At 63.2% G+C, this 21,501-nt stretch carries 15 protein-coding genes; 7 read left to right on the top strand and 8 right to left on the bottom strand.

The window, feature by feature from the left end; translation table 11 throughout:
- The 7 genes from XH81_RS34325 to aceE all read right to left on the bottom strand — a co-directional run bounded on the left by XH81_RS34325 (position 1) and on the right by aceE (position 11,804).
- Positions 1 to 2,277, bottom strand: coding sequence for an NADP-dependent malic enzyme (locus tag XH81_RS34325; RefSeq protein ID WP_028145336.1), 2,277 nt, complete (start codon positions 2,275 to 2,277; stop codon positions 1 to 3).
- A gap of 42 nt (positions 2,278 to 2,319) precedes the next feature.
- The gene (gene phbB / locus XH81_RS34320) at positions 2,320 to 3,045 is read right to left on the bottom strand and encodes an acetoacetyl-CoA reductase (RefSeq protein ID WP_028145337.1); all 726 of its coding nucleotides are present in this window, start codon (positions 3,043 to 3,045) and stop codon (positions 2,320 to 2,322) included.
- Positions 3,046 to 3,167: 122 nt separating this feature from the next.
- Positions 3,168 to 4,340, bottom strand: coding sequence for an acetyl-CoA C-acetyltransferase (locus XH81_RS34315; protein WP_085971591.1), 1,173 nt, complete (start codon positions 4,338 to 4,340; stop codon positions 3,168 to 3,170).
- 46 nt (positions 4,341 to 4,386) lie between these two features.
- The gene (locus tag XH81_RS34310) at positions 4,387 to 5,730 is read right to left on the bottom strand and encodes a dicarboxylate/amino acid:cation symporter (RefSeq protein WP_028145339.1); all 1,344 of its coding nucleotides are present in this window, start codon (positions 5,728 to 5,730) and stop codon (positions 4,387 to 4,389) included.
- A gap of 42 nt (positions 5,731 to 5,772) precedes the next feature.
- On the bottom strand, positions 5,773 to 7,506 hold the full coding sequence (gene lpdA, locus XH81_RS34305) for a dihydrolipoyl dehydrogenase (RefSeq protein WP_028145340.1): 1,734 nt from the start codon (positions 7,504 to 7,506) through the stop codon (positions 5,773 to 5,775).
- A gap of 18 nt (positions 7,507 to 7,524) precedes the next feature.
- Positions 7,525 to 9,093 carry a dihydrolipoyllysine-residue acetyltransferase gene (locus tag XH81_RS34300; protein WP_028145341.1) on the bottom strand — a complete coding sequence of 523 codons (1,569 nt, stop codon included), beginning with the start codon at positions 9,091 to 9,093 and terminating at the stop codon, positions 7,525 to 7,527.
- Between the two features lie 23 nt (positions 9,094 to 9,116).
- Positions 9,117 to 11,804, bottom strand: coding sequence for a pyruvate dehydrogenase (acetyl-transferring), homodimeric type (aceE, locus tag XH81_RS34295; RefSeq protein WP_085967609.1), 2,688 nt, complete (start codon positions 11,802 to 11,804; stop codon positions 9,117 to 9,119).
- A 632-nt stretch (positions 11,805 to 12,436) separates the two neighbouring features.
- Between aceE and lipA the strand changes: the two genes are divergently transcribed.
- The 7 genes from lipA (at position 12,437) to XH81_RS34260 (ending at position 21,096) form a co-directional block, all read left to right on the top strand.
- The gene (gene lipA / locus XH81_RS34290; RefSeq protein ID WP_028145343.1) at positions 12,437 to 13,405 is read left to right on the top strand and encodes a lipoyl synthase; all 969 of its coding nucleotides are present in this window, start codon (positions 12,437 to 12,439) and stop codon (positions 13,403 to 13,405) included.
- 869 nt (positions 13,406 to 14,274) lie between these two features.
- Positions 14,275 to 15,099 carry a metallophosphoesterase family protein gene (locus XH81_RS34285; protein ID WP_028145344.1) on the top strand — a complete coding sequence of 275 codons (825 nt, stop codon included), beginning with the start codon at positions 14,275 to 14,277 and terminating at the stop codon, positions 15,097 to 15,099.
- A gap of 6 nt (positions 15,100 to 15,105) precedes the next feature.
- Entirely contained in the window at positions 15,106 to 16,272 is a 1,167-nt protein-coding gene (locus tag XH81_RS34280) for an ABC transporter ATP-binding protein (RefSeq protein WP_028145345.1), read from the top strand.
- Positions 16,269 to 17,198 (top strand): carbohydrate ABC transporter permease, encoded by a 930-nt coding sequence (locus XH81_RS34275; protein WP_028145346.1) that lies wholly within the window; start codon positions 16,269 to 16,271, stop codon positions 17,196 to 17,198. The genes XH81_RS34280 and XH81_RS34275 overlap by 4 nt, the downstream gene beginning before the upstream one ends.
- A 50-nt stretch (positions 17,199 to 17,248) precedes the next feature.
- Positions 17,249 to 18,073: a carbohydrate ABC transporter permease gene (locus tag XH81_RS34270; protein ID WP_028145347.1), complete on the top strand. Its 825-nt coding sequence runs from the start codon at positions 17,249 to 17,251 to the stop codon at positions 18,071 to 18,073.
- Positions 18,074 to 18,101: 28 nt separating this feature from the next.
- A complete protein-coding gene (locus tag XH81_RS34265) occupies positions 18,102 to 19,406 on the top strand; it encodes an ABC transporter substrate-binding protein (protein WP_038974189.1) in 1,305 nt (434 codons plus the stop codon).
- 70 nt (positions 19,407 to 19,476) lie between these two features.
- Positions 19,477 to 21,096 carry an inositol monophosphatase family protein gene (locus XH81_RS34260; RefSeq protein ID WP_063615351.1) on the top strand — a complete coding sequence of 540 codons (1,620 nt, stop codon included), beginning with the start codon at positions 19,477 to 19,479 and terminating at the stop codon, positions 21,094 to 21,096.
- A 7-nt stretch (positions 21,097 to 21,103) separates the two neighbouring features.
- On the opposite strand, the gene XH81_RS34255 is transcribed toward XH81_RS34260, so the two are convergent.
- Positions 21,104 to 21,481: an NUDIX hydrolase gene (locus XH81_RS34255; RefSeq protein ID WP_028145349.1), complete on the bottom strand. Its 378-nt coding sequence runs from the start codon at positions 21,479 to 21,481 to the stop codon at positions 21,104 to 21,106.
- Positions 21,482 to 21,501: the final 20 nt, after the last annotated feature.

The raw sequence follows: 21,501 nt of genomic DNA, 5'->3' as shown, positions 1-21,501 counted from the left end.
TCAGGCTCTCTCCGACACCGCATCCGCGGCTGCGACGGCAGCCATGTTCACGATGCGGCGGACGGTCGAGGATGGCGTGAGAATGTGGGCGGGCTTGGCCGCGCCGAGCAAAATGCCGCCGACCGTCAGCCCCTGCCCCGCAGCCATCCGCAAAAGATTGTACGAGATGTTGGCCGCGTCCAGATTGGGCATCACCAGCACGTTCGCCGGACCTACGAAACCGGAATCGGGAAACTCGTGGTCACGCACCGACTGCGACAGCGCCGCGTCGCCGCGCATCTCGCCTTCCACGGCCAGATCGGGCGAGCGCGCGCGGATGATCGTGCGCGCCTCCCGCATCTTGTGCGCCTCCGGCACCGCCGAGCTGCCGAAGCTCGAATGCGACAACAGCGCCACTCGAGGCGTGATGCCGAATCGCCTGACTTCGGCGGCCGCCAGCAGCGCGATGTCGGCAACCTGCTCGGCAGTCGGATTGAGATTGCAATGCGTGTCGCAGATGAACAGCTGATGCTGCGGGAGAATGAGCATTTGCATTACGGCGAGCGTCCGCACGTCGTCCCGCGTTCCGATCACGTTCTTGATCGCCGCCAGGTGATCGGCGGTTCGCCCGATCACTCCGCAAAGCATCGCATCGCCGATCCCTCGCTCGAGCAGGATCGACGCCAGCACCGTCGCATTGCTCCGCGTCTCCGACAGCGCGAGGGCCGCCGATACGCCATCGCGCCTCCTGCGCGCATGATACACGTCAGCGCATTTGGAATAGACCTGCGCATCGTGCGGATCGATGATCTCGCAGTCCTGGCCGGGCCTGAGCCGGAGACCGAAAGCCTTGATCTGCTGTTCGATGGTGGCAGGCCGGCCGAGCAACAACGGCTTCGCGATCCGCTCGTCAGCGATGACCTGTGCTGCCCGCAGCACGCGCTCATCCTCGCCTTCGGCCAGAACGAGGGATTTTCCGCTCCCCTTCGCCACCGAAAACACCGGCTGCATCGCATTGCCGGACTGGTAGACAAAACGGCTCAGCTTCTGCCGATAAGCGTCCATATCGGCGATCGGACGCCTTGCAACACCGGTATCGGCGGCCGCCTTTGCCACCGCCGGCGCAATCATCTCGATGAGACGTGGATCGAACGGCTTTGGAATGAGATAGTTGCGCCCGAAGCGAAGGTCCTCGCCCTTGTAGGCGGTTGCGACCACCTCAGGAACCTCGGCCAGGGCGAGGTCTGCGAGTGCGCGGACCGTCGCAAGCTTCATCTCCTCGTTGATGGTGGTCGCACCGCAATCGAGCGCGCCACGGAAGATGAACGGGAAGCACAGGACGTTGTTGATCTGGTTGGGATAGTCCGAACGCCCCGTGCCGATGATCGCATCGGGACGAACCGCCAGCGCGTCTTCCGGCATGATCTCCGGAACCGGATTGGCCATCGCGAAGATCAGGGGATCGCGGGCCATCCTCCTGACCAGGTCTGATGTCAGCACCTTGCCGGCCGACAGTCCGAGGAAGATGTCCGCATCCTGGATGATGTCGTCCAGCTTCCGCGCATCCGTCTTCACGGCATAGCGCGCCTTGTTGTCGTCCATGCTTTCGGTACGGCCGGCATACACGACACCCTTGGCGTCGGTCACGATGATGCGCTCGCGGCGCAATCCAAGGCTCACGATGAGATCGAGGCAGGCGAGCGCCGCAGCACCCGCGCCGGAGCAGACCAGCTTGACCTCGGCGATGTCCTTCTTGACCAGCTTCAGCCCGTTGAGGATCGCGGCTGCAGCGATGATCGCGGTGCCATGCTGATCATCGTGGAAGACGGGTATCTTCATCCGTTCGCGGAGCTTCTTCTCGATGTAGAAGCACTCCGGCGCCTTGATGTCCTCGAGGTTGATGCCGCCGAAGGTCGGCTCCATCCGCGCGATCGTCTCGATCAGCGCGTCGGGATTCTCCTCGGCGAGTTCGATGTCGAACACGTCGATGCCTGCGAACTTCTTGAACAGGCACGCCTTGCCCTCCATGACCGGTTTTCCGGCCAGCGCGCCGATATTGCCGAGGCCGAGCACGGCGGTGCCGTTGGTGACGACGGCGACGAGGTTGCTGCGGGCCGTCAACACGTCCGCTTGCAACGGATCCTCGGCGATGACCAGGCAGGGCTCGGCCACACCAGGTGAATACGCCAGCGCCAGATCGCGCTGGGTGGCCATCGCCTTGGTCGGCACCACGGAGATCTTCCCCGGCGTCGGCAGGCGATGATATTCGAGTGCGGCTTCCCTGAGATCCTGGTCCATCGTGTTCCTCGATTCTTCGGTTCGGGAGGCCGGCATGCGGCCTCAGATCATGTGCTGGCCGCCATTCGCCGATATCGTCGATCCCGTGATGAAGCCGGCATCGTCGGAGGCGAGAAACACCACCGCGCGCGCGATCTCGTGCGGTTCACCCAGACGGCCGACCGGAATCTGGGGCAGAATGTTCTTGGCCACGATCTCCGGACTGATCGCCTTGACCATCTCGGTGGCGATATAGCCGGGGCAGATCGTGTTGACGGTGATGCCGGCGCGGGCGCCCTCCTGGGCCAACGCCTTCACGAAGCCGATGTCGCCGGCCTTGGCAGCGGAGTAGTTGACCTGGCCCATCTGGCCCTTCTGGCCGTTAATCGAGGAGATGCAGATCACGCGACCGAACTTGCGCTCGCGCATGCCTTCCCACACCGGCCGCGTCATGTTGAACAGCGAGTTCAGATTGGTGTTGATGACCGCGTACCATTGCTCTGGCGTCATCTTGTGGAACATGCCGTCCTTGGTGATGCCGGCGTTGTTGACCAGCACATCGACCGGCCCCAGGTCGGCCTCGACCTGTTTCAAGCCGGCGACGCAGGCCTCGTAGTTCGAGACGTCCCATTTGTAGACGTTGATGCCGGTCTGGCTCTTGAACTTCGCAGCTGCCTCGTCGTTACCGGCATAACTCGCCGCCACCTTGTAGCCGGCCGCCTTGAGTGCGACCGAGATCGCCTCGCCGATGCCGCGCGTTCCGCCGGTCACCACCGCAACTCTGGACATGATTTCCTCCTGATCCTGATCGGTTATTCTTCTGCCGGCGCACGGCCAGCCGCTGTCGTTCGCGGATGGTGTGGTGCCGTCCGCGTTCATTCTGCTCCGGCGCTTATGGCCGGTGTTCTCTGCTACCGTTCGACCGTCAGGGCGACGCCCATGCCACCCCCGATGCACAACGTTGCAAGCCCCTTCTTCGCACCCCGCTTCTGCATCTCGAACAGCAGCGTCGTCAGCACGCGGGCGCCAGACGCACCGATCGGATGACCGATGGCGATGGCACCGCCGTTCACGTTCACGATCGAGGGATCCCAACCCATGTCCTTGTTGACGGCGATGGCCTGGGCCGCGAAGGCCTCGTTGGCTTCGACGAGATCGAGATCCCCGACCTTCCAGCCGGCCTTTTCCAGTGCCTTGCGCGAGGCCGGGATTGGCCCCGAACCCATTACCGCCGGGTCGACGCCGGCGGTCGCCCAAGAGACGATTTTTGCGAGCGGCGTCAGGCCGCGCCTGCTGGCTTCCTCCGCGCTCATCAACACCAGCGCGGCCGCGCCGTCGTTGAGGCCCGAGGCGTTGCCCGCAGTCACCGAGCCTTCCTTGTTGAAGGCGGGCTTAAGTTTGGCGAGAGCATCCTGCGTCGTGCCGGCACGGATATACTCGTCCTGGTCGACGACAACGTCGCCCTTCCTGGTCTTGACGGTGACGGGAACGATCTCGTCCCTGAACCGGCCGCCCTTTTGCGCGTCCTCGGCCTTGTTCTGCGAGCGGGTGGCGAAAGCGTCCTGCTCCTCGCGGGTGATCTGCCATTTGGCGGCGATGTTCTCCGCCGTGACGCCCATGTGGTAGCCGTGGAAGGCGTCCATCAGGCCGTCCTTCAGCATGGAATCGACGAATTTGACGTCACCCATCTTGGTGCCGACACGCATATGCGACAGATGCGGCGCCATCGACATCGACTCCATGCCGCCGGCAACGATGACCTTTGCGTCGCCATTGGCGATCTGCTGCAGCCCGAGCGCCACCGACCGCAGACCCGAGCCGCAGAGCTGGTTCATGCCCCACGCCGTCTTCTCCTGCGGAATGCCGGCCGCCATGGCGGCCTGCCGCGCCGGATTCTGCCCCTCACCGCCGGACAGCACCTGGCCCAGGATGACCTCGTCGACATCTTCAGGCGAGACCTTGGCGCGTTCGAGGGCCCCCTTGATCGCGACGGCTCCGAGCTCGTGCGCGGTCAGCGATCCAAGTGCACCGTTGAAGGAGCCGACCGGCGTTCGCGCGGCGGACACAATCACCACATCAGTCATGACCATTTCCTCTTGTCTGTCTGTTAAATCTCTCGCAATCCAATCGCTAGATGCCCCTGCCCTCTGCCACGGCGGTCTCGAAGTCTGTCGGATCGATGTCGCGCTCGAGACCGACACGAAGCTTCTCGCGATCGAGTTCGCCCTCCCACCAGGCCACCACCACGCAGGCAACACCGTTGCCGCAGAGATTGGTCAGCGCGCGGCATTCGCTCATGAACTTGTCGATACCGAGCACGATCGCCATGCCGGGAAGCAGCTCCGGCCTGACGGCGGCGAGCGTGCCGGCCAGCGTAATGAAGCCGGCACCCGTGATCCCCGATGCGCCCTTCGAGGTGAGCATGGCAACGACGAGAATCGTCAACTGCTCGCCGAAACTGAGCTGCACGTTCATCGCCTGGGCGATGAACAGCGTCGCCAGCGTCATGTAGATGTTGGTGCCGTCCAGATTGAAGGAGTAGCCGGTCGGCACGACGAGGCCAACGACCGGCTTGGAGCAGCCGAGGCGCTCGAGCTTCTCCATCATCTGCGGAAGCGCGCTCTCCGAGGACGACGTGCCAAGCACGATCAGCAATTCATCCTTCAGATATCTGAGGAACTTGAAGATCGAGAATCCGGCGAAGCGGGCGATCAGACCAAGGACCACAAAGACGAACAGGAGCGCAGTGACATAGAAGGTTGCGATAAGCCCAGCGAGATTGCCCAATGCCTGCGGACCATACCGGCCGATCGTATAGGCCATCGCACCGAACGCACCGATCGGGGCCGCCTTAACAATGATCGAGATGACGCCGAACATCGCGTGAGCCACGTCATCGATGAACGCCCGCACGGTATGGGCGCGCTCGCCGAGCCCCATCAGCGCAAAGCCGAACAGGATTGCAAACAGCAGGACCTGCAGGATTTCTCCCTGCGCAAACGCTCCCACGACCGTGTCCGGGATGACGTGCAGGACGAAATCGATCGACCTCATTTCGCTCGCCTGCTTGGCGTAACCCGCGACAGCAGCGGCGTTGGATTGACCCTGAAAGCCTGCTCCAGGCTGCACCACATTGCCGACGATCAAGCCGAGTGCCAGTGCAAGCGTCGACACGATCTCGAAATAGATCAGCGCCTTGATCGCGACCCGACCGACCTTCTTGACTTCGGAGATATGGGCGATGCCGGAGACGACGGTACAGAAGATGATGGGCGCAATCACCATCTTGATGAGCTTGACGAAGCCGTCGCCCATCGCCTTGATCCACTCGTTCTTGCCGAGTTCGGGCGAGACCCAACCGACGATAATGCCGAGCACGATAGCTGCGAGCACCTGAACGTAGAGCACCCGGTAAAATGGCTTCTTCTGCGTCACGGCCTTCTTATCGACCGTCGCACTGGTCGCTCCAGACATTATGTCTCCTCCCTCATTTCGCTGCGTTCCGCGCGGGCAGTCCTACTTTTTCTTCTGCGGCGGCAGATCGGTACAGTGGCCCTCAAAGACCTCCGCCGCCATGCCGATGGACTCGCCGAGCGTCGGATGCGGATGAATGGTCTTGCCGATATCCGCGGGCTCGCAGCCGATCTCGATCGCGAGACAGACCTCGCTGATCAGATCGCCCGCATGTGTGCCGACGATGCCGCCGCCGATGACGCGTTGCGTCGCCGTGTCGAACAGAAGCTTTGTGAAACCCTCGTCACGACCGTTGGCGATGGCACGGCCGGAGGCTGCCCAGGGAAAAACCGCCTTGCCGAACTTGATGCCTTCGGCCTTGCACTGATCCTCCGTCTTGCCGGCCCAGGCGACTTCGGGATCAGTGTAGGCCACGGACGGAATCTGCCGCGCGTCGAAATAGGATTTTTCGCCATGGGCGACTTCCGCGGCCACATGACCTTCATGCACGGCTTTATGGGCCAGCATCGGCTGCCCGACGATGTCGCCGATCGCGAGGATATGCGCCACGTTGGTCCGCATCTGCCTGTCGACGTCGATGAATCCGCGATCGGTCACCGCGACACCCGCCTTCTCGGCGCCGATCTTCTTGCCGTTCGGGCTGCGGCCGACCGCGACCAGAACCAGGTCATAGAGTTTCGGCGCCGACGGCGCCTGCTCGCCCTCGAAGGAGACCTCAATCCCGGCCTCGGTGGCCTTCCCACCGACCGTCCTGGTCTTCAGCATCACCTTGTCGAAGCGACGCGCGTTCATCTTGTCCCAGACCTTGACCAGGTCGCGGTCAGCGCCCTGCATCAGGCCGTCGAGCATCTCGACCACGTCGATGCGTGCGCCGAGTGTCGAATAGACCGTCGCCATCTCCAGCCCGATGATGCCGCCGCCGATCACCAGCATGCGCTTCGGGATCGATGTCAGCAGCAGGGCGCCGGTCGAGTCGACGATGCGCGGATCCTCGGGCAGGAACGGCAGCTTCACGGCCTGGCTGCCGGCGGCGATGATGGCCTTGGCGAACTTGATCGTCTTCTTGCCGCCTGCCGAGGTAACCTCGAGATGGTGCGGGTCGAGGAAGGCGCCGACGCCGGTCACGACCTCGACCTTGCGGGCCTTTGCCATTCCGGCAAGGCCGCCGGTCAGCTTCTTGATCACGCCGTCCTTAAACGCACGCAGCTTGCCGAGATCGATCTGCGGCGCGCCAAAGGAGATTCCGTGGTCCGGGAGGTGCTTGACCTCGTCGACGACGGACGCCGTATGCAGCAGCGCCTTGCTCGGAATGCACCCAACATTGAGGCAGACGCCGCCGAGTGTGTCGTAACGCTCGACCAACACGGTCTTCATGCCGAGATCGGCGGCTCGGAATGCGGCGGAGTAGCCGCCGGGACCGGCGCCGAGCACCAGCATGTCGCATTCCATATCCGCCTTGCCGGAATGGAATGCTGCGACAGGAGTCGCTGCCGGTGCCGCGGCGGCGGGGGCAGGCGGCGGCGTGGCCGCGGCGCCCGCGGCTTCCAGCATGAGGATGACGGCCCCTTCGCTGACCTTGTCGCCGACCTTGACCCTGACCTCCCTGACAACGCCGGCATGCGAGGACGGAATCTCCATCGACGCCTTGTCGGACTCGACCATGATCAGGCTGGTGTCGACCGCGACGGTCTCGCCGGGCTTGACCATGACTTCTATCACCGCGACGTCCTTGAAGTCGCCGATATCAGGCACCTTCACTTCGACCTGCTGAGCCATGCTGCCCTACTCCCGATCTCAGAACAGCACGCGCCGCAAATCGGCGAGCACGCTGGCGAAATAGACGTTGAAACGTGCGGCCGCCGCACCGTCGATGACGCGGTGGTCCCACGACAGCGACAGCGGCAAGGTCAGGCGTGACGTCCAGGTCTTGCCGTCAGGCGAATGCTGCTTCCAGTATCCCTTGCACACGCCCATGATCGCGACTTCCGGCGCGTTGATGATCGGCGTGAAATAGATGCCGCCGATGCCGCCGAGCGAGGAGATCGAGAAGGTGCCGCCCTGCATCTGGTCTGGCTTGATCTTGCCTTCGCGCGCAAGCTTGGCGAGCGCGTTCATCTCATTGGCGATGTCAGGCACCGATTTCTTGTCGGCATCGCGGATGACGGGCACCATCAGGCCGTTCGGCGTGTCGGCGGCAAAGCCGACGTGCCAGTAGTTCTTGTAGACCAACGTGTCGCCGTCGAGGCTGGCATTGAATTCCGGAAACTTCTTCAGCGCCGCGACGGCTGCCTTCACCATGAACGGCAGCAGCGAGAGCTTCACGCCGCTCTTCTCCAGCTCCTTGTTCATCTTGACCCGGAACTGCTCGAGCTCGGTGATGTCGGCCTCGTCATGGGTCGTGACATGCGGGATGACGACCCAGTTGCGATGCAGATTGGCTGCCGAAATCTTCTTGATGCGACCGAGCTCCTTGCGCTCGACCGGGCCAAATTTTGCGAAATCGATCTTGGGCCAGGGCAGCAGATCGATGCCGCCGACACCGCCCCCGCTTGCGGGCGCCGCCTGCGGCTTGGCGGCGGACGCCCCGCCCTTGGCAACGGCCTCGACGTCTTCGCGAACGATACGGCCGTGACTACCGGAGCCTTTGACCTTGCCGAGATCGACACCCATCTCGCGCGCCAGCTTGCGCACGGCCGGTCCGGCATAGGCGAGCGCGAAGGCCTTTTCGTCGACCCCGCCGACTTGCGCCACGGGAGCCGCTGTGGGCGCCGACGACACTGCTGCAGGCGCAGGCGCCGCAGAGGCGGCCGTCGTGGACGCATCGCTGGTCGCGAGCACGAGAATGATCGCGCCCTCGCTGACCTTGTCGCCGGTCTTGACCTTGATCTCGCGCACGGTCCCCGAGAGGGGCGCCGGCACTTCCATCGTCGCCTTGTCGGATTCCAGCGCGATCAGCGGATCCTCAGCCTTGACGCTGTCGCCGGGCTTGACGAAGATTTCAATGACCGGAACGTCCTTGAAGTCGCCGATATCCGGAACGCGCACCTCGGCGACACCGGCCGGCGCGCTAACCGACGACGGCGGTGCGCTGACGACGGGGCGAGTCTCGACCTGCTCGGCGCCCGCGCCCTCGAACTGCACGATCACCACGCCTTCGCTGACCTCGTCGCCAACCTTGACGACCACGGCCTTCACCACGCCATCGCGCGGCGACGGCACTTCCATGGTTGCCTTGTCGGATTCCAGCGCAACCAGCGGGTCCTCCGCCTTCACCTTGTCGCCCGGCTTGACGAATACTTCGATCACCGGGACGTTCTTGAAGTCGCCGATATCGGGAACTTTGATGTCGATCAGACCACTCATCGCTCTGCCCTCGGCTCCCTGGCTCAAGCAGTCCAAGGCGCAGCGCGCCCGGCATCGATTTGATATTTGGCGATGGCCTCGGCCACGATTGCGGGCTTGATCGTCCCCTCATCGGCGAGCGCCTTGAGCGCCGCGACCGCGACGTAGTGCCGGTCGACCTCGAAGAAATTTCTAAGCTTCACGCGGTAGTCGCTGCGGCCGAACCCGTCGGTGCCGAGCACGACGTAGCGACGCCCGGCCGCCTGGACATATTCCCGGATCTGGTCGGGGTAGTTGCGCATGTAGTCGGTGGAGGCCACGACCGGCCCTGGATGTCCCTTGAGCTGCGATTCCACCCAGCTCTCGCAACGCGGCTCGGTCGGATGCAGCAGGTTCCAGCGCTCCGCCGCCATGCCATCGCGGCGTAGCTCGTTGAAGCTGGTTGCGCTCCAGACGTCAGCGGTCACGCCGAAGTCTGCCTTGAGCAAATCGGCGGCCGCGATCACCTCGCGCAGGATCGTGCCCGACCCGACAAGCTGGACGCGGAGGCCCTTCTTCGCGGTCTCGCCTCCGTTCTTCAGGAGATAGAGTCCCTTGAGGATCCCCTCCTCCGCCCCTTCGCCTGCATCGGCAAGCGCGGGATGCGGATAGTTCTCGTTCATCAGGGTGAGGTAGTAGTAGACGTCCTCCTGCGCCTCGTACATCCGGCGCATGCCTTCGCGGACGATCGTCACGACCTCATAGGCGAAGGTCGGATCGTAGGAGATGCAGTTCGGGATGGTCGCGGCGAGCACGTGGCTGTGGCCGTCCTCGTGCTGCAATCCCTCGCCGTTCAGCGTAGTCCGGCCGGCGGTGCCGCCGAGCAGGAAGCCGCGGGCCCGCATGTCGCCCGCAAGCCAGGCGAGATCGCCGACGCGCTGCAAGCCGAACATCGAGTAGTAGATGTAGAACGGGATCATCGGCACGTTGTTCGTCGAGTAGGACGTCGCCGCAACGATCCAGCTCGACATCGCGCCGCCCTCGTTGATTCCCTCCTGGAAGACCTGTCCGCTCTTGTCTTCGCGGTAGTACATCAGCTGATCGGCGTCCTGCGGCCTGTAAAGCTGGCCGACCGACGAGTAGATGCCGAGTTGCCGGAACATGCCTTCCATGCCGAAGGTGCGGGATTCGTCCGGTACGATTGGCACGATGTGCCTGCCGATCACCTTGTCGCGCACGAGCGCACCGAGCAACTGCACGAAGGCCATCGTCGTCGAGATCTCGCGCTCGCCGGTGTTTTCGAGCAGCCGCTGGAACGTCGAGAGCGGCGGAATTTGCAAGGACGCGGATTTCCGCCGGCGTTGTGGTAGGTAGCCGCCGAGCTTTTCGCGCTGCGCCCGGAAATACTTCATCTCCGGACCATCTTCCGGCAGCCGGAGGAAGGGCACCTTGGCCAGGTCCGCGTCGGCGACCGGCACCTGGAAACGGTCACGAAAGCCGCGCAGCGCGTCCTGCGTCATCTTCTTCGCCTGATGGGCGATCATCTGGCCCTCGCCGGACTCGCCCATGCCGTAGCCCTTGACGGTCTTCGGCAGAATGACCGTGGGCTGGCCCTTGTGGTTCACGGCCGCGGTGTAGGCGGCAAAAACCTTCTCGGGATCGTGGCCGCCGCGCGCAAGCTGCCAGATCTCGTCGTCGCTCATGTCAGAGACGAGTTGCTTGGTTTCCTCGTACTTGCCAAAGAAGTGTTCGCGAATGTAGGCGCCGCTCTTGCTCTTGAAGTCCTGGTATTCGCCGTCGACGCATTCTTCCATGAGCCTTAGCAGCAGCCCACTCTTGTCCTTCTCCAGCAGGCGGTCCCAACCCGAGCCCCATAGCACCTTGATGACGTTCCAGCCCGCACCGCGGAAGACACTTTCGAGCTCTTGCACGATCTTGCCGTTGCCGCGGACGGGCCCGTCGAGCCGCTGGAGATTGCAGTTGATGACGAAGATCAAATTGTCGAGGTTCTCGCGGCCGGCGAGCGAGATCGCGCCGAGCGATTCCGGCTCGTCGGTTTCGCCGTCGCCCATGAACGCCCAGACCTTCCGGTTGGACGTCTCGGCCAGCTTGCGGTTCTCGAGATACTTCAAGAACCGCGCCTGATAAATCGCCATCAACGGCCCCAGCCCCATCGACACCGTCGGGAACTGCCAGAAGTCCGGCATCAGCCAGGGATGCGGATAGCTCGACAAACCCTTGCCGCTGGTCTCCTGCCTGAAGCTGAGGAGCTGCTCCTCGCTCAGTCGCCCCTCAAGGAAGGCGCGCGCATAGATGCCGGGGGAACAGTGCCCCTGCACGAAGATCAGGTCGCCGCCATGGGTCTCGGTCGGTGCGTGCCAGAAATGGCCGAAACCGATGTCGTAGAGCGTGGCGGCAGACTGGAAGCTGGCGATGTGGCCACCGAGCTCCGAGCTCTCCTTGTTGGCGCGCAGAATTATCGCCAGCGCATTCCAGCGGATGATGGAGCGAAGCTTGTGCTCGATCGCGCGGTCGCCCGGCAGCGCCGGCTGCTGCTCCAGCGGGATCGTGTTGCAATAGGGTGTCGTCAGCGACTGCTCGATCTGAAGGCCACCGCGTCGCGCGGCGTCGAGCATCGCATTGACGACGAACTCTGCGCGTTCGTTGCCGCGGTGGCCCCGGACCGCCGACAGGGCATCGAGCCATTCCCGGGTTTCCTGCGGGTCCTGATCGTGAGCGTCCGCGATCGTCATTACCTTCTCCATTGCATGCCAAGCCGCAGTCGCGTGCCAACGTTCATTGCGGTCCGCATTCATGCAGACACGCGCAATGCCGATCGGGTGATGTCCCGGTCGTTTCAGGTGATGGGTTGTGCGTTGGCTGGCATCTGAACGTCCCCTCGCGCTGCATGTTCTGAAGCTGTCGCTTCTTTTGGCAGATGCTTAAGCAGCATTCATGCCAGACAGCGAAAAGAACGGCATTCGCTTCGATGTCGTTCAACTTGCTCGGTTTTACCGGGCGGGTCGGAGCCCCCGCCCATGCATCCGGGCTCGATCCGTCTGAAGCTCCGGAAAACCGGCTAGAGCATCGCCCGAAATCTCGGATCAGCAGATGGAGGGTTCCGAATGCCGCGCGCAATGCCGGTAACCGGCCTTGCACGTCGGGAACGAAAGCGCCCGCGTAAGGCAGCGCGCCCGGTCACCGCGTGAATCAACGCGGGACTACAAATCATGTTGACGTGCTTCACCGTGATAGCTGAATGTCGGCGACCGCGCGCGGGACGGCGTTGTTGTCACGCCACGGCTCGCGCAAGACGGAACGTGTCGCACAATCTGAGCGGAGCCGCCGCCATGTTCGGCTCTCGCACATCGCAAGGGGTGGGCGCATGACGGTGCTACTTGATTTCCTCAACGACGATCCGCGAACGAAGCTGCGGACCGATCGGCCGCGCCATCCCGAAAAGGTCAACCGCCCGGACACGCCGCTACAAAAAAAGCCCGCATGGATCCGCGTGAAAGCCCCCGGCTCCGCCCAATGGACCGAGACGCGACGTATCGTGCGCGAAAACAAGCTCGTGACCGTCTGCGAGGAAGCCGGCTGTCCCAACATCGGCGAGTGCTGGGCGAAGAGGCACGCGACCTTCATGATTATGGGTGACACCTGCACGCGCGCCTGCGCGTTCTGCAACGTGCGCACCGGCCTGCCCGACCCACTCGATGCCGACGAGCCCGGCAAGGTCGCCGACGCCGTCGCCAAGCTTGGGCTCGAGCATGTGGTCGTGACCTCGGTCGATCGCGACGACCTCGCCGACGGCGGGGCCGCCCATTTCGCAGCCACAATTGCGGCGATCCGCGCAATGAGCCCGGCGACCTCAATCGAAATCCTCACGCCTGATTTCCTGCGCAAGCACGGCGCACTCGAGACGGTCGTTGCCGCAAGGCCAGATGTGCTCAATCACAATCTGGAAACGGTGCCGTCAAAATATCTCGCGGTGCGCCCAGGTGCGCGCTATTTCCATTCGGTCCGACTCCTGCAACGCGTGAAGGAGCTCGACCCGCGCATCTTCACCAAATCGGGAATCATGGTCGGCCTCGGCGAGGACCGCAGCGAGGTGCTGCAGTTGATGGACGATCTGCGTTCCGCCGACGTCGATTTCCTGACCATCGGCCAGTATCTCCAGCCGACGCGCAAGCACCATGCCGTGATGCGCTTCGTGCCCCCTGATGAATTCGAGGCCTATCGGAAGACCGCCTATGCCAAGGGATTTCTCATGGTCTCGGCCACGCCACTGACGCGATCCTCACACCACGCCGGTGACGACTTCCGCAAGCTGCGCGAGCGCCGAAGCATTTAGCTATCTATGCGGCTCGATCGCGCTTCTCCACAAACCAACACCTAGCGCAAACCGACGCTCAGATTCACAGCCGTAGCTCAGGCTGAGCGGATTGGCAGGCAATATACGCTCGTCGTGCTCTCAAACGGATGGAGTCCGTTGGCGCTCTCGAGATTTTCTTTGATCTCCCGGTGCACACGTAGTGCGCACGCCGCTTCCTAACCGATTGAAGAACTAGAACTCTCGCTCCAATCCGTCATCGGACCATGGAAAATTTCCGATCTAACCCGTTAATTTTACTGAGATATTCCGCCTCTGCCCGACCCTTGATGTGATTGGAACGAAGAAATCTGGTGTGACGAGGCTTCCGCAACCTGGCTCTTCTAGAACCACATATGCACGAATTGGAAGTGGAAATCGCGTCTTCGGAGTCCCGGTGAACGCGTCACGCAAACGCTCAGCGAGAGGGCACACGCCACTCATAGGACACGCATCAAAGGCCCTCGAGCACTCAGCTTGGAGATATCGGCTTCGATCATGTCGGTCGGTCATGTGAATCCAGGTTGCGGAGACGCTGCGCCATTCAATCGCGACCGCGCAGACCGAAGTTTCCGTCCCTGGTCAGACGACACACCCGGTTGCTCACATCCGCGCATGATCCGCTTGTCTTGTGTGAATTACATTTGTCACAATGACAGATCATATGTATAGTTGATTGAGATGACACAAGCGGCTTAAGCGGCATCGTCAGCCAGGGAGGGCGCCGGAAGCTTCAGATCTCACAACTACAATGACCACTCCGCGCGGCGCGGGGCAGCGCATTCGATTCGAGCGACAGACCGCTGCGCGCCCAACGCACGGCATGACACGCGACCCAAAGCAGAGGCGTCATGGTCCGAGTTATTCAGATTTCCGATACGCATCTCAGCCCGAGCAAGCAGCACTTCGACGCGAACTGGGCGCCACTTGCCCGTTGGATCGCGCAGCATAAGCCAGATCTCGTCATACATACCGGCGACGTGACGGTCGATGCAGCCGATCAGGAAACCGACGCAGCATATTGCGCGACCCAACTGGCCTCGCTCGGCGTCCCTGTCGTGGCGGTTCCGGGAAATCATGACGTCGGCGAGGTCGGCAATCCGCATCAGCCGGTAAATGGCGAGCGGCTCGATCGCTTTCGCCGCCACTTCGGCGACGACCGCTGGCTACGCGATGTGGACGGTTGGCGCCTGATCGGCCTCAATTCGATGATCTTCGGCGGCGGCCCCGAAGAGGCGCAGCAGACCGAATGGCTCGAGGCCGCGATGGCCGATGCTGCGGGGCGTCGCCTTGCCTGGTTCACCCACCGGCCGCTGTTCATCGAATTACCGACCGAGGCCGACACCGGTTACTGGTCGGTCAAGCCGGAGCCGCGCCGCGCCCTTCTCGATCTGCTGCAACGCTACCAGGTGGAGATCGTGGCCAGTGGACATCTGCATCGCTGGCACGAAATCCGGCTGAACGGCACGCACTACATTTGGGGGCCGGCGGCCGGCTTTCTGGTCGGTGAGAAACTGGCGCCGCCGATGGGCGGCGCTGCACGGCTTGGGGCGGTGGTCTACGACATCGACGGCGAAAATATCGACGTGAGCATTCGTCCGGTGCCCGGCCTCACCGATTACTGGATCGACGACGTCGTGCACGAAGTCTATCCACCGCGCGATGCTGAGGCGTGATCTGCGATGGCCGGCCTCACATTGCGCGGCATCCATAAGGCTTTCGGCGACACGGCCGTCCTCAACGACATCGACCTCGATATTGCGGACGGCGAGTTTCTGACGCTGGTCGGCCCCTCCGGCTGCGGCAAGTCGACGCTCCTGCGCATCATCGCCGGGCTCGAATCGCAGGACCGCGGCTCGGTCTCGATCGGCGGGACTTCGGTCGACCATTTGCGGCCTCACGAGCGCAGAATCGCCATGGTGTTCCAGAATTACGCGCTCTATCCCCACATGTCGGTGTTCGACAACATCGCGCTGCCCCTCACCATGACGCGCCTCAACCTGTTCGAGCGCCTGCCCTTGATGCGTCAACTGTCGCCTCGCCGCAGGCGCGTCATGGACGGGATCGCGCGTGAGGTGCGGGCCGTCGCGGAGCAGCTTCGCATCGAATCCTTCTTTCACCGCCGCCCCGGACAGCTTTCGGGCGGGCAACGGCAGCGCGTCGCGCTCGGCCGCGCAATGGTGCGTCATCCGCAGGCTTTCCTGATGGACGAGCCATTGTCGAACCTCGACGCCAAGCTGCGTGTGCACATGCGTGGCGAGCTGACCGAGCTGCACGCGCGTCTCGGCGCCACGATGATCTACGTGACACACGACCAGATCGAAGCGATGACGATGTCCGATCGCCTTGCCGTGATGGATCACGGCAACATACTCCAGCTCGGCACCCCCGCCGAGGTCTACGAACGGCCCGCCACGACTGCGGTCGCGCAGTTCATTGGCAGTCCGGCGATCAATCTATTTCCGGCCCATGTGGGCCCCGGCGGCCAGGTCGAGCTGCTCGGCCGGACGCTGCCGATCGATGTCCGCAACGCGCCGACGCCGGAACTGACGGTCGGCGTGCGTCCGGAAGCAATGCGGATCGGAGGCGGACCGTGCGCCGTCACGTGCAGGTTCCGGCGCCGCGAAAATCTCGGCTCGGAAAGCATCCTTCAATTCGATCTCGCGGCCTCCCCGGAAGTGGCGGTGCTCTGCCGGGTCGACAACAGCATCCCCATCCCCGAGGGCGAAGTCCCGCTGGCCTTCGAGCCACGGGATTGCCACGTCTTCGACAACAACGGCCGCCGCCTCGAGGTGGAAAGCCGCAATGCAGCCGGCCGCGATGTGCGCCGCGCGAGCGAGGCCCGATGACCACGGTCGCTGCTCAAGTCACTCCGCTCGACGCGGCGCCGCCAGCCGGCCGCCAGCGATGGGTCGAGCGGTTCGCGGGCTTGGGCTTTGCCGCGCCGGCCTTCATCCTGCTGGTCCTGACGAATCTGGCGCCGCTGGCTGCTCTCGCCTTCCTGAGCTTCACCAACTACGAGCTGGGTGCGCTCGACTTCTCGTTCGTCGGTTTCAAGAACTTCGGCGCGGCGCTACAGGATCCCGTGATTCGACGCTCGGTTACCAATACCCTGCTCTACGTGGCGATTGTCGTGCCCGGCGGCGTCCTGATCTCGCTGCTGGTCGCAATCCTGATCCACCAGCGCAAGCGCACGCGCAGCCTCTATGAGGTTATCTATTTTCTCCCCGTCACCTCGACGCTCATCGCAATGGCCACGATGTGGCAGTTCCTGCTGCACCCGACCCTGGGGCTCATCAATCAGGCGCTCAAGGGACTGGGGTTCGCGGAGACAGCTTTCCTGAGCGAGCCGCGCCTCGTCATCCCGACGCTCGCCGCGATCGGCATCTGGCAGCTCGTCGGCTTCAACATGGTGCTGTTTCTCGCCGGCCTCTCGGCTATTCCCCGCGATCTCTACGAAGCCGTCGATATCGATGGCGCGAGCCACCCCATTGACCGCTTCCTGAAAGTGACGTGGCCGATGCTCGGTCCGACGACGATGTTCGTGACCGTGACGACCTTCATCACCGCCTTCAAGATCTTCGACACGGTTGCGGTGATGACGCGTGGAGGCCCCGGAGGCGCATCCGAGGTGCTGCTGTATGCCATCTATCTGGAGGGGTTTCAGTACTTCCACATGAGCTATGCGGCGACGCTCACGCTGGTCTTCCTGGCGTTCACCCTCGTGTTCTCGGTGCTGCAGACCTTCATCCTCGACCGACGGGTGCACTATTGATGCGCACATCGGCCACGATCACTCGCCCGCCGACGCCGGTGGCGATCCGGATGCGGCGCCTCGTGTCGCTTGCGCTCGTCCATGCGGTGCTGATCGGCGGCGCCGTCTTCATGCTGCTGCCGTTCGTTTTCATGCTGACGAGCGCGATCAAGCCGCCGGGCGAGATCTTCGAGGCAACGTTCCGGCTCTGGCCGCGCCAGTTCTACGGATGGCAGAATTTCGAATCTGCCCTGAGCACCGCGCCACTGCTGCGTTTTCTGCTCAACGGACTCATCGTCTGCGGCGGAATCCTCGTCGTCCAGCTGCTGGTCGCAATTCCCTGCGCCTATGCGCTCGCCAAGCTGAAGTTTCCGGGACGGCCGATCCTGTTTTCGCTGGTCCTGCTCGGACTCTGCATTCCGGTCCAGGCGCCCTCGCTCCCGCTCTACATCGCGTTCGCCGAACTCGGCATCCTCAACACCTACCTCTCGATGATGATGCCCTTCTTCCTGTCGGTGTTCGCGATTTTCCTGTTCCGCCAGTTCTTCAAGTCCTATCCGGATGAGATCATCCAGGCCGCGCGGCTCGACGGCGTCGGTGAGTTCGAAATCGTGTGGCGCATCGTCGTGCCGAGCGCATGGCCGGCGATCGCGGCGTTTTCGATCTTCTCTGTCGTGGCGCACTGGAACGACCTGTATTGGCCGCTCATCGTCGTCTCCGACACCAAGCTCGCGACGCCGCCGCTCGGCATGATGTATTTCGCCGATTCCGAGTTGGGCTCGAATTACGGGGCGCTCGCCGCCGGCGCCACCATCATCACGGCGCCGCTGGTCATCGCGTTCCTGATCGCGCGGCGGCATTTCCTTGCCGGCATCACGATGACCGGAATCAAATGACTTCAACATCCGCTAGGGAGACACCGTCATGCTGCATCGCCGAGACCTCCTGAAAAGCGCCGCGGCCGTTGGGACGACCGCGCTTTCAAGCCCGCTCCTGACGCGATCGGCCCACGCGCAGGACGTTACGCTGGATGTCCTTTATGCCTTTCCTGCCTTCGCGAAATTCCATGAGCCGATCGCCCAGGAGTTCATGAAGCGGCAGTCGGGCATCAAGATCCAGTTCCGGGCGCCGGCGGCGAGCTATGACGAAGGTCATCAGACTATGCTGCGGCAGGCCGTCACCAACCAGCTGCCCGACGTCTACTATTCGGGTTATCACCTCCTCGCTGAGCTCGTGCGCACGCTGGTGAAACGCAACCAGATCACCGAGGTCGCCTCGCTGCTGCAGAAGGAGGACGCCGCCTGGCGCAAGGCCAACTATTCCGACGGAATCCTGGCCCTCGGGGCGGTCGACGGCAAGATCTACGGCCTCGCATTCAATGCGTCGCTGCCGGTCATCTATTTCAACACGCAGCTCGTGAAGGAGGCGGGCGGCGATCCGGACAGGATGCCCGACAACTGGACGGACATGATCGCGCTCGCCGTCAACATCAAGAGCAAGGGACCCGATGTCGCCGGAATAGCCTATAACATCCATGACTGGCCCGACGACTGGCTGTTCCGTTCCCTGATCCTGCAAGGTGGCGGGCAGATGCTCGACGCGTCGGAAACCACTGCCGGTTTCGGCAAGGATGCCGGGCTGAAGGCTCTGGTCCACTGCCGGCGGTTCGTGGCCGATGCCAAGATGCCGCTGATCGATTGGGACTCCTCGCGCCAGCAGTTCATCGCCGGGAAAATCGGCATCTTCGCCGACACGCCGGCCCGGTTGCGCCAGGTCACGGATCTGATCGGCGACAAGTTCACCTTGCGCACCTGCACCTTCCCGATCGACGACAAGCAGAAAGGTGGGCTGCCCACCGGCGGCAACGCGGCAATCATCACGGCGAAAGATCCGGCGAAGCAGCGGGCCGCCTGGGAGTTCCTGAAATTCGTGAGCGGACCTGAAGCGCAGAAAATCGTGGTGGAGACCACGGGCTACATGCCGACCAATTTGCGCGCCTCGGGGCCCGACTTCCTGGCTCCGTTTTACGACAAGAACCCGAATTTCCGCACCGTGTCGCAGCAGATCGAGCGCGCGAAGCCATGGCAGGGCTATCCGGGCGGACAGTCCGTGAAGATCTGGCGCACGCAGCGCGAGATCATCCATGCCGTCATGCGCGGCGAGACGACCGCCGAGGCCGGGCTCGATCGCATGGTCAAGGAAAGCAACGCCTTGATGAAGAGTTCGTAAGCAACGGACAGCCGCCCACAGCAGGTGACCAAGCGCTGTTAAAGGCCCTTCTCCCCGGAACAGGACTCCCGTGTTCATCATTGCCCAGCTGAGCGATTTCCATGTGCGTCCGCATGGCAGGAAAGCTTACGGAGACATCGATACCAACGCGATGTTTCACGACGCGATCGACGCCGTGCTGAACCTCGGTCCGCAACCCGACTGCGTCGTGGTCAGCGGCGATCTGACCGACTGCGGGCTCGAGGAGGAATACGAGATTGTCGCCGCCGGCCTGGCAAGGCTGCCGATGCCGGTATTCGTCATTCCCGGCAACCACGACCGGCGCGAGCAGTTCATACGGTCGCTGCGACCACGCCACCGCTATCTTCCGTCCGACGGCTTCATCAACTTTGTCGTGGATGAATTCCCGGTCCGGCTGATTTTCCTCGACAGCGTCGAGGTCGGACATATCCACGGGACCTTCTGCGCGGCGCGGCAACAATGGCTGCGCGAAGTGCTCGCGGAAGGCCCCAGCAAGCCGACGGTCATTATCATTCATCATCCGCCGTTCCTCGTCGGAGCCGACGGAATGGACGAGCTGGGTATCAGCGACGCTACAGCGCTCAACGCAATCATCAAGGACCATCCGGACACCGAACGTGTGCTGTGCGGTCACTATCACCGCTCGATCACGGTGCGCTACGCGGGGACCGTGGGCTATGTGGCGCCGAGCACGGCGCACCAGGTCGCGCTCGACCTGCGGCCAGGTCGCGGTAACCGCTTCATCAAGGAGCCGCCGGGATTTGCCTTGCACTGTTGGCGGCCGGACATGGGCATCAGCAGCCATCTCGTCCCGATCGGAGACTTTGGTCGTCCGTTCGACATCGCGCCCGATCGGGACGATCCGGGAACCGAGGAGCGCAAGAGCCTTCCAACGCTGCTATGGCGCGCAGAGGCCGTCGTTGCTGAGGCTGCAGCCAGGCTGGTCGCGATGCAATCCACGCCGCTACGCACAGAGCGCAAGGACGGGCTCGATATCGTCACCGAGGCGGATCTTGCCTCCGAGGCGGTCGTCGTCGCGGGCTTGAAGGCGCTGACGCCGGATGCCGGCATCCTGGCCGAGGAGAGCGGCGCGAGCCAAGGGGACAATGCGGCGCGCTGGATCATCGATCCGCTCGACGGCACGATCAACTACGCGCAGGGACTGCCGTGGTTTTCCGTGACGGTCGCCTACGAGGTCGACGGTGAGACGAAACTTGGCCTGATCAACGCTCCCAAGATCGGACTGACTGCGCGCTATCTCGCGGGGGCAGGCGCAACGATCGATGGCGTGCCCGCCCGCGTCTCCACGACGCGTTCGCTGTCAGATGCGGTCGTCTCGGTGATTCTGACCTCGCATTTCTCGCCCGACGAAGTCCAGCGGACGACGCGTGTAATCGAACTGCTCGGCAAAGTGGCGCGCGGCGTGCGTATCGTCGTCTCGGGCGCCTTCGAGACGACGATGGTGGCCTCGGGTCGCCTGGACGGCTTTGTCTCATTGAAAGCCGACATCGTTTCGCACGCTGCCGCGTTGCCGATGGTGTGGGCCGGGGGCGGGAAGGTCACGACACTGACGGGGCGCCCGTGCCGCAACGACGATCTCGACAAGATCGCCTCCAACGGATTGATCCATGAGGAACTGCTGACTCTCCTGCGCCAGGCGCTGCGATGACGGAGTTTTATCTCGGAAACAGCTTATCGCGGATGTAGCGCGACGTCGGGGTCAGTCTGGCGCCGCGCGGCTTGCGCCAAACCGCTCGATCGATCTCCTTCTTGTCGCCGACCTTCAGGCGCCCCGACACCTTCTTGGCCAGGAAGATCGCATCACTCATCCGCCGGCCGGTTCGGCTCTTTCTCGCTTTCACTTCCTTCCATAGTTTCAACGGCCCGAGCTTCAGCTTGGGAAGCTCCTCCTTGATCTCGCGACGAAGGCAACTCCTGTCGCTCTCGCCTGCTCGCCTTCGGCCGCCGGGAAACATCCAGAGCCCGTCGCGCCTGCGTCTGACCATCAGGACGCGTCCCTTTCTTGCGACGACCAGCTTCGACGATTTCGCCATTGGCACCCGTCCTGCCGAGC

The organism is Bradyrhizobium sp. CCBAU 25360, assembly GCF_028128695.1.
GTDB lineage: Bacteria > Pseudomonadota > Alphaproteobacteria > Rhizobiales > Xanthobacteraceae > Bradyrhizobium > Bradyrhizobium ottawaense.
Note: the sequence above shows the minus strand (reverse complement) of the source record. Positions and strands in the feature narration are given on the sequence as shown.

Coding starts and splice junctions, on each gene's coding strand:
- XH81_RS34325 (WP_028145336.1), bottom strand. CDS start 2,277: ATGGACCAGGATCTCAGGGAAGCCGCACTCGAATATCATCGCCTGCCG.
- phbB (WP_028145337.1), bottom strand. CDS start 3,045: ATGTCCAGAGTTGCGGTGGTGACCGGCGGAACGCGCGGCATCGGCGAG.
- XH81_RS34315 (WP_085971591.1), bottom strand. CDS start 4,340: ATGACTGATGTGGTGATTGTGTCCGCCGCGCGAACGCCGGTCGGCTCC.
- XH81_RS34310 (WP_028145339.1), bottom strand. CDS start 5,730: ATGTCTGGAGCGACCAGTGCGACGGTCGATAAGAAGGCCGTGACGCAG.
- lpdA (WP_028145340.1), bottom strand. CDS start 7,506: ATGGCTCAGCAGGTCGAAGTGAAGGTGCCTGATATCGGCGACTTCAAG.
- XH81_RS34300 (WP_028145341.1), bottom strand. CDS start 9,093: ATGAGTGGTCTGATCGACATCAAAGTTCCCGATATCGGCGACTTCAAG.
- aceE (WP_085967609.1), bottom strand. CDS start 11,804: ATGACGATCGCGGACGCTCACGATCAGGACCCGCAGGAAACCCGGGAA.
- lipA (WP_028145343.1), top strand. CDS start 12,437: ATGACGGTGCTACTTGATTTCCTCAACGACGATCCGCGAACGAAGCTG.
- XH81_RS34285 (WP_028145344.1), top strand. CDS start 14,275: ATGGTCCGAGTTATTCAGATTTCCGATACGCATCTCAGCCCGAGCAAG.
- XH81_RS34280 (WP_028145345.1), top strand. CDS start 15,106: ATGGCCGGCCTCACATTGCGCGGCATCCATAAGGCTTTCGGCGACACG.
- XH81_RS34275 (WP_028145346.1), top strand. CDS start 16,269: ATGACCACGGTCGCTGCTCAAGTCACTCCGCTCGACGCGGCGCCGCCA.
- XH81_RS34270 (WP_028145347.1), top strand. CDS start 17,249: ATGCGGCGCCTCGTGTCGCTTGCGCTCGTCCATGCGGTGCTGATCGGC.
- XH81_RS34265 (WP_038974189.1), top strand. CDS start 18,102: ATGCTGCATCGCCGAGACCTCCTGAAAAGCGCCGCGGCCGTTGGGACG.
- XH81_RS34255 (WP_028145349.1), bottom strand. CDS start 21,481: ATGGCGAAATCGTCGAAGCTGGTCGTCGCAAGAAAGGGACGCGTCCTG.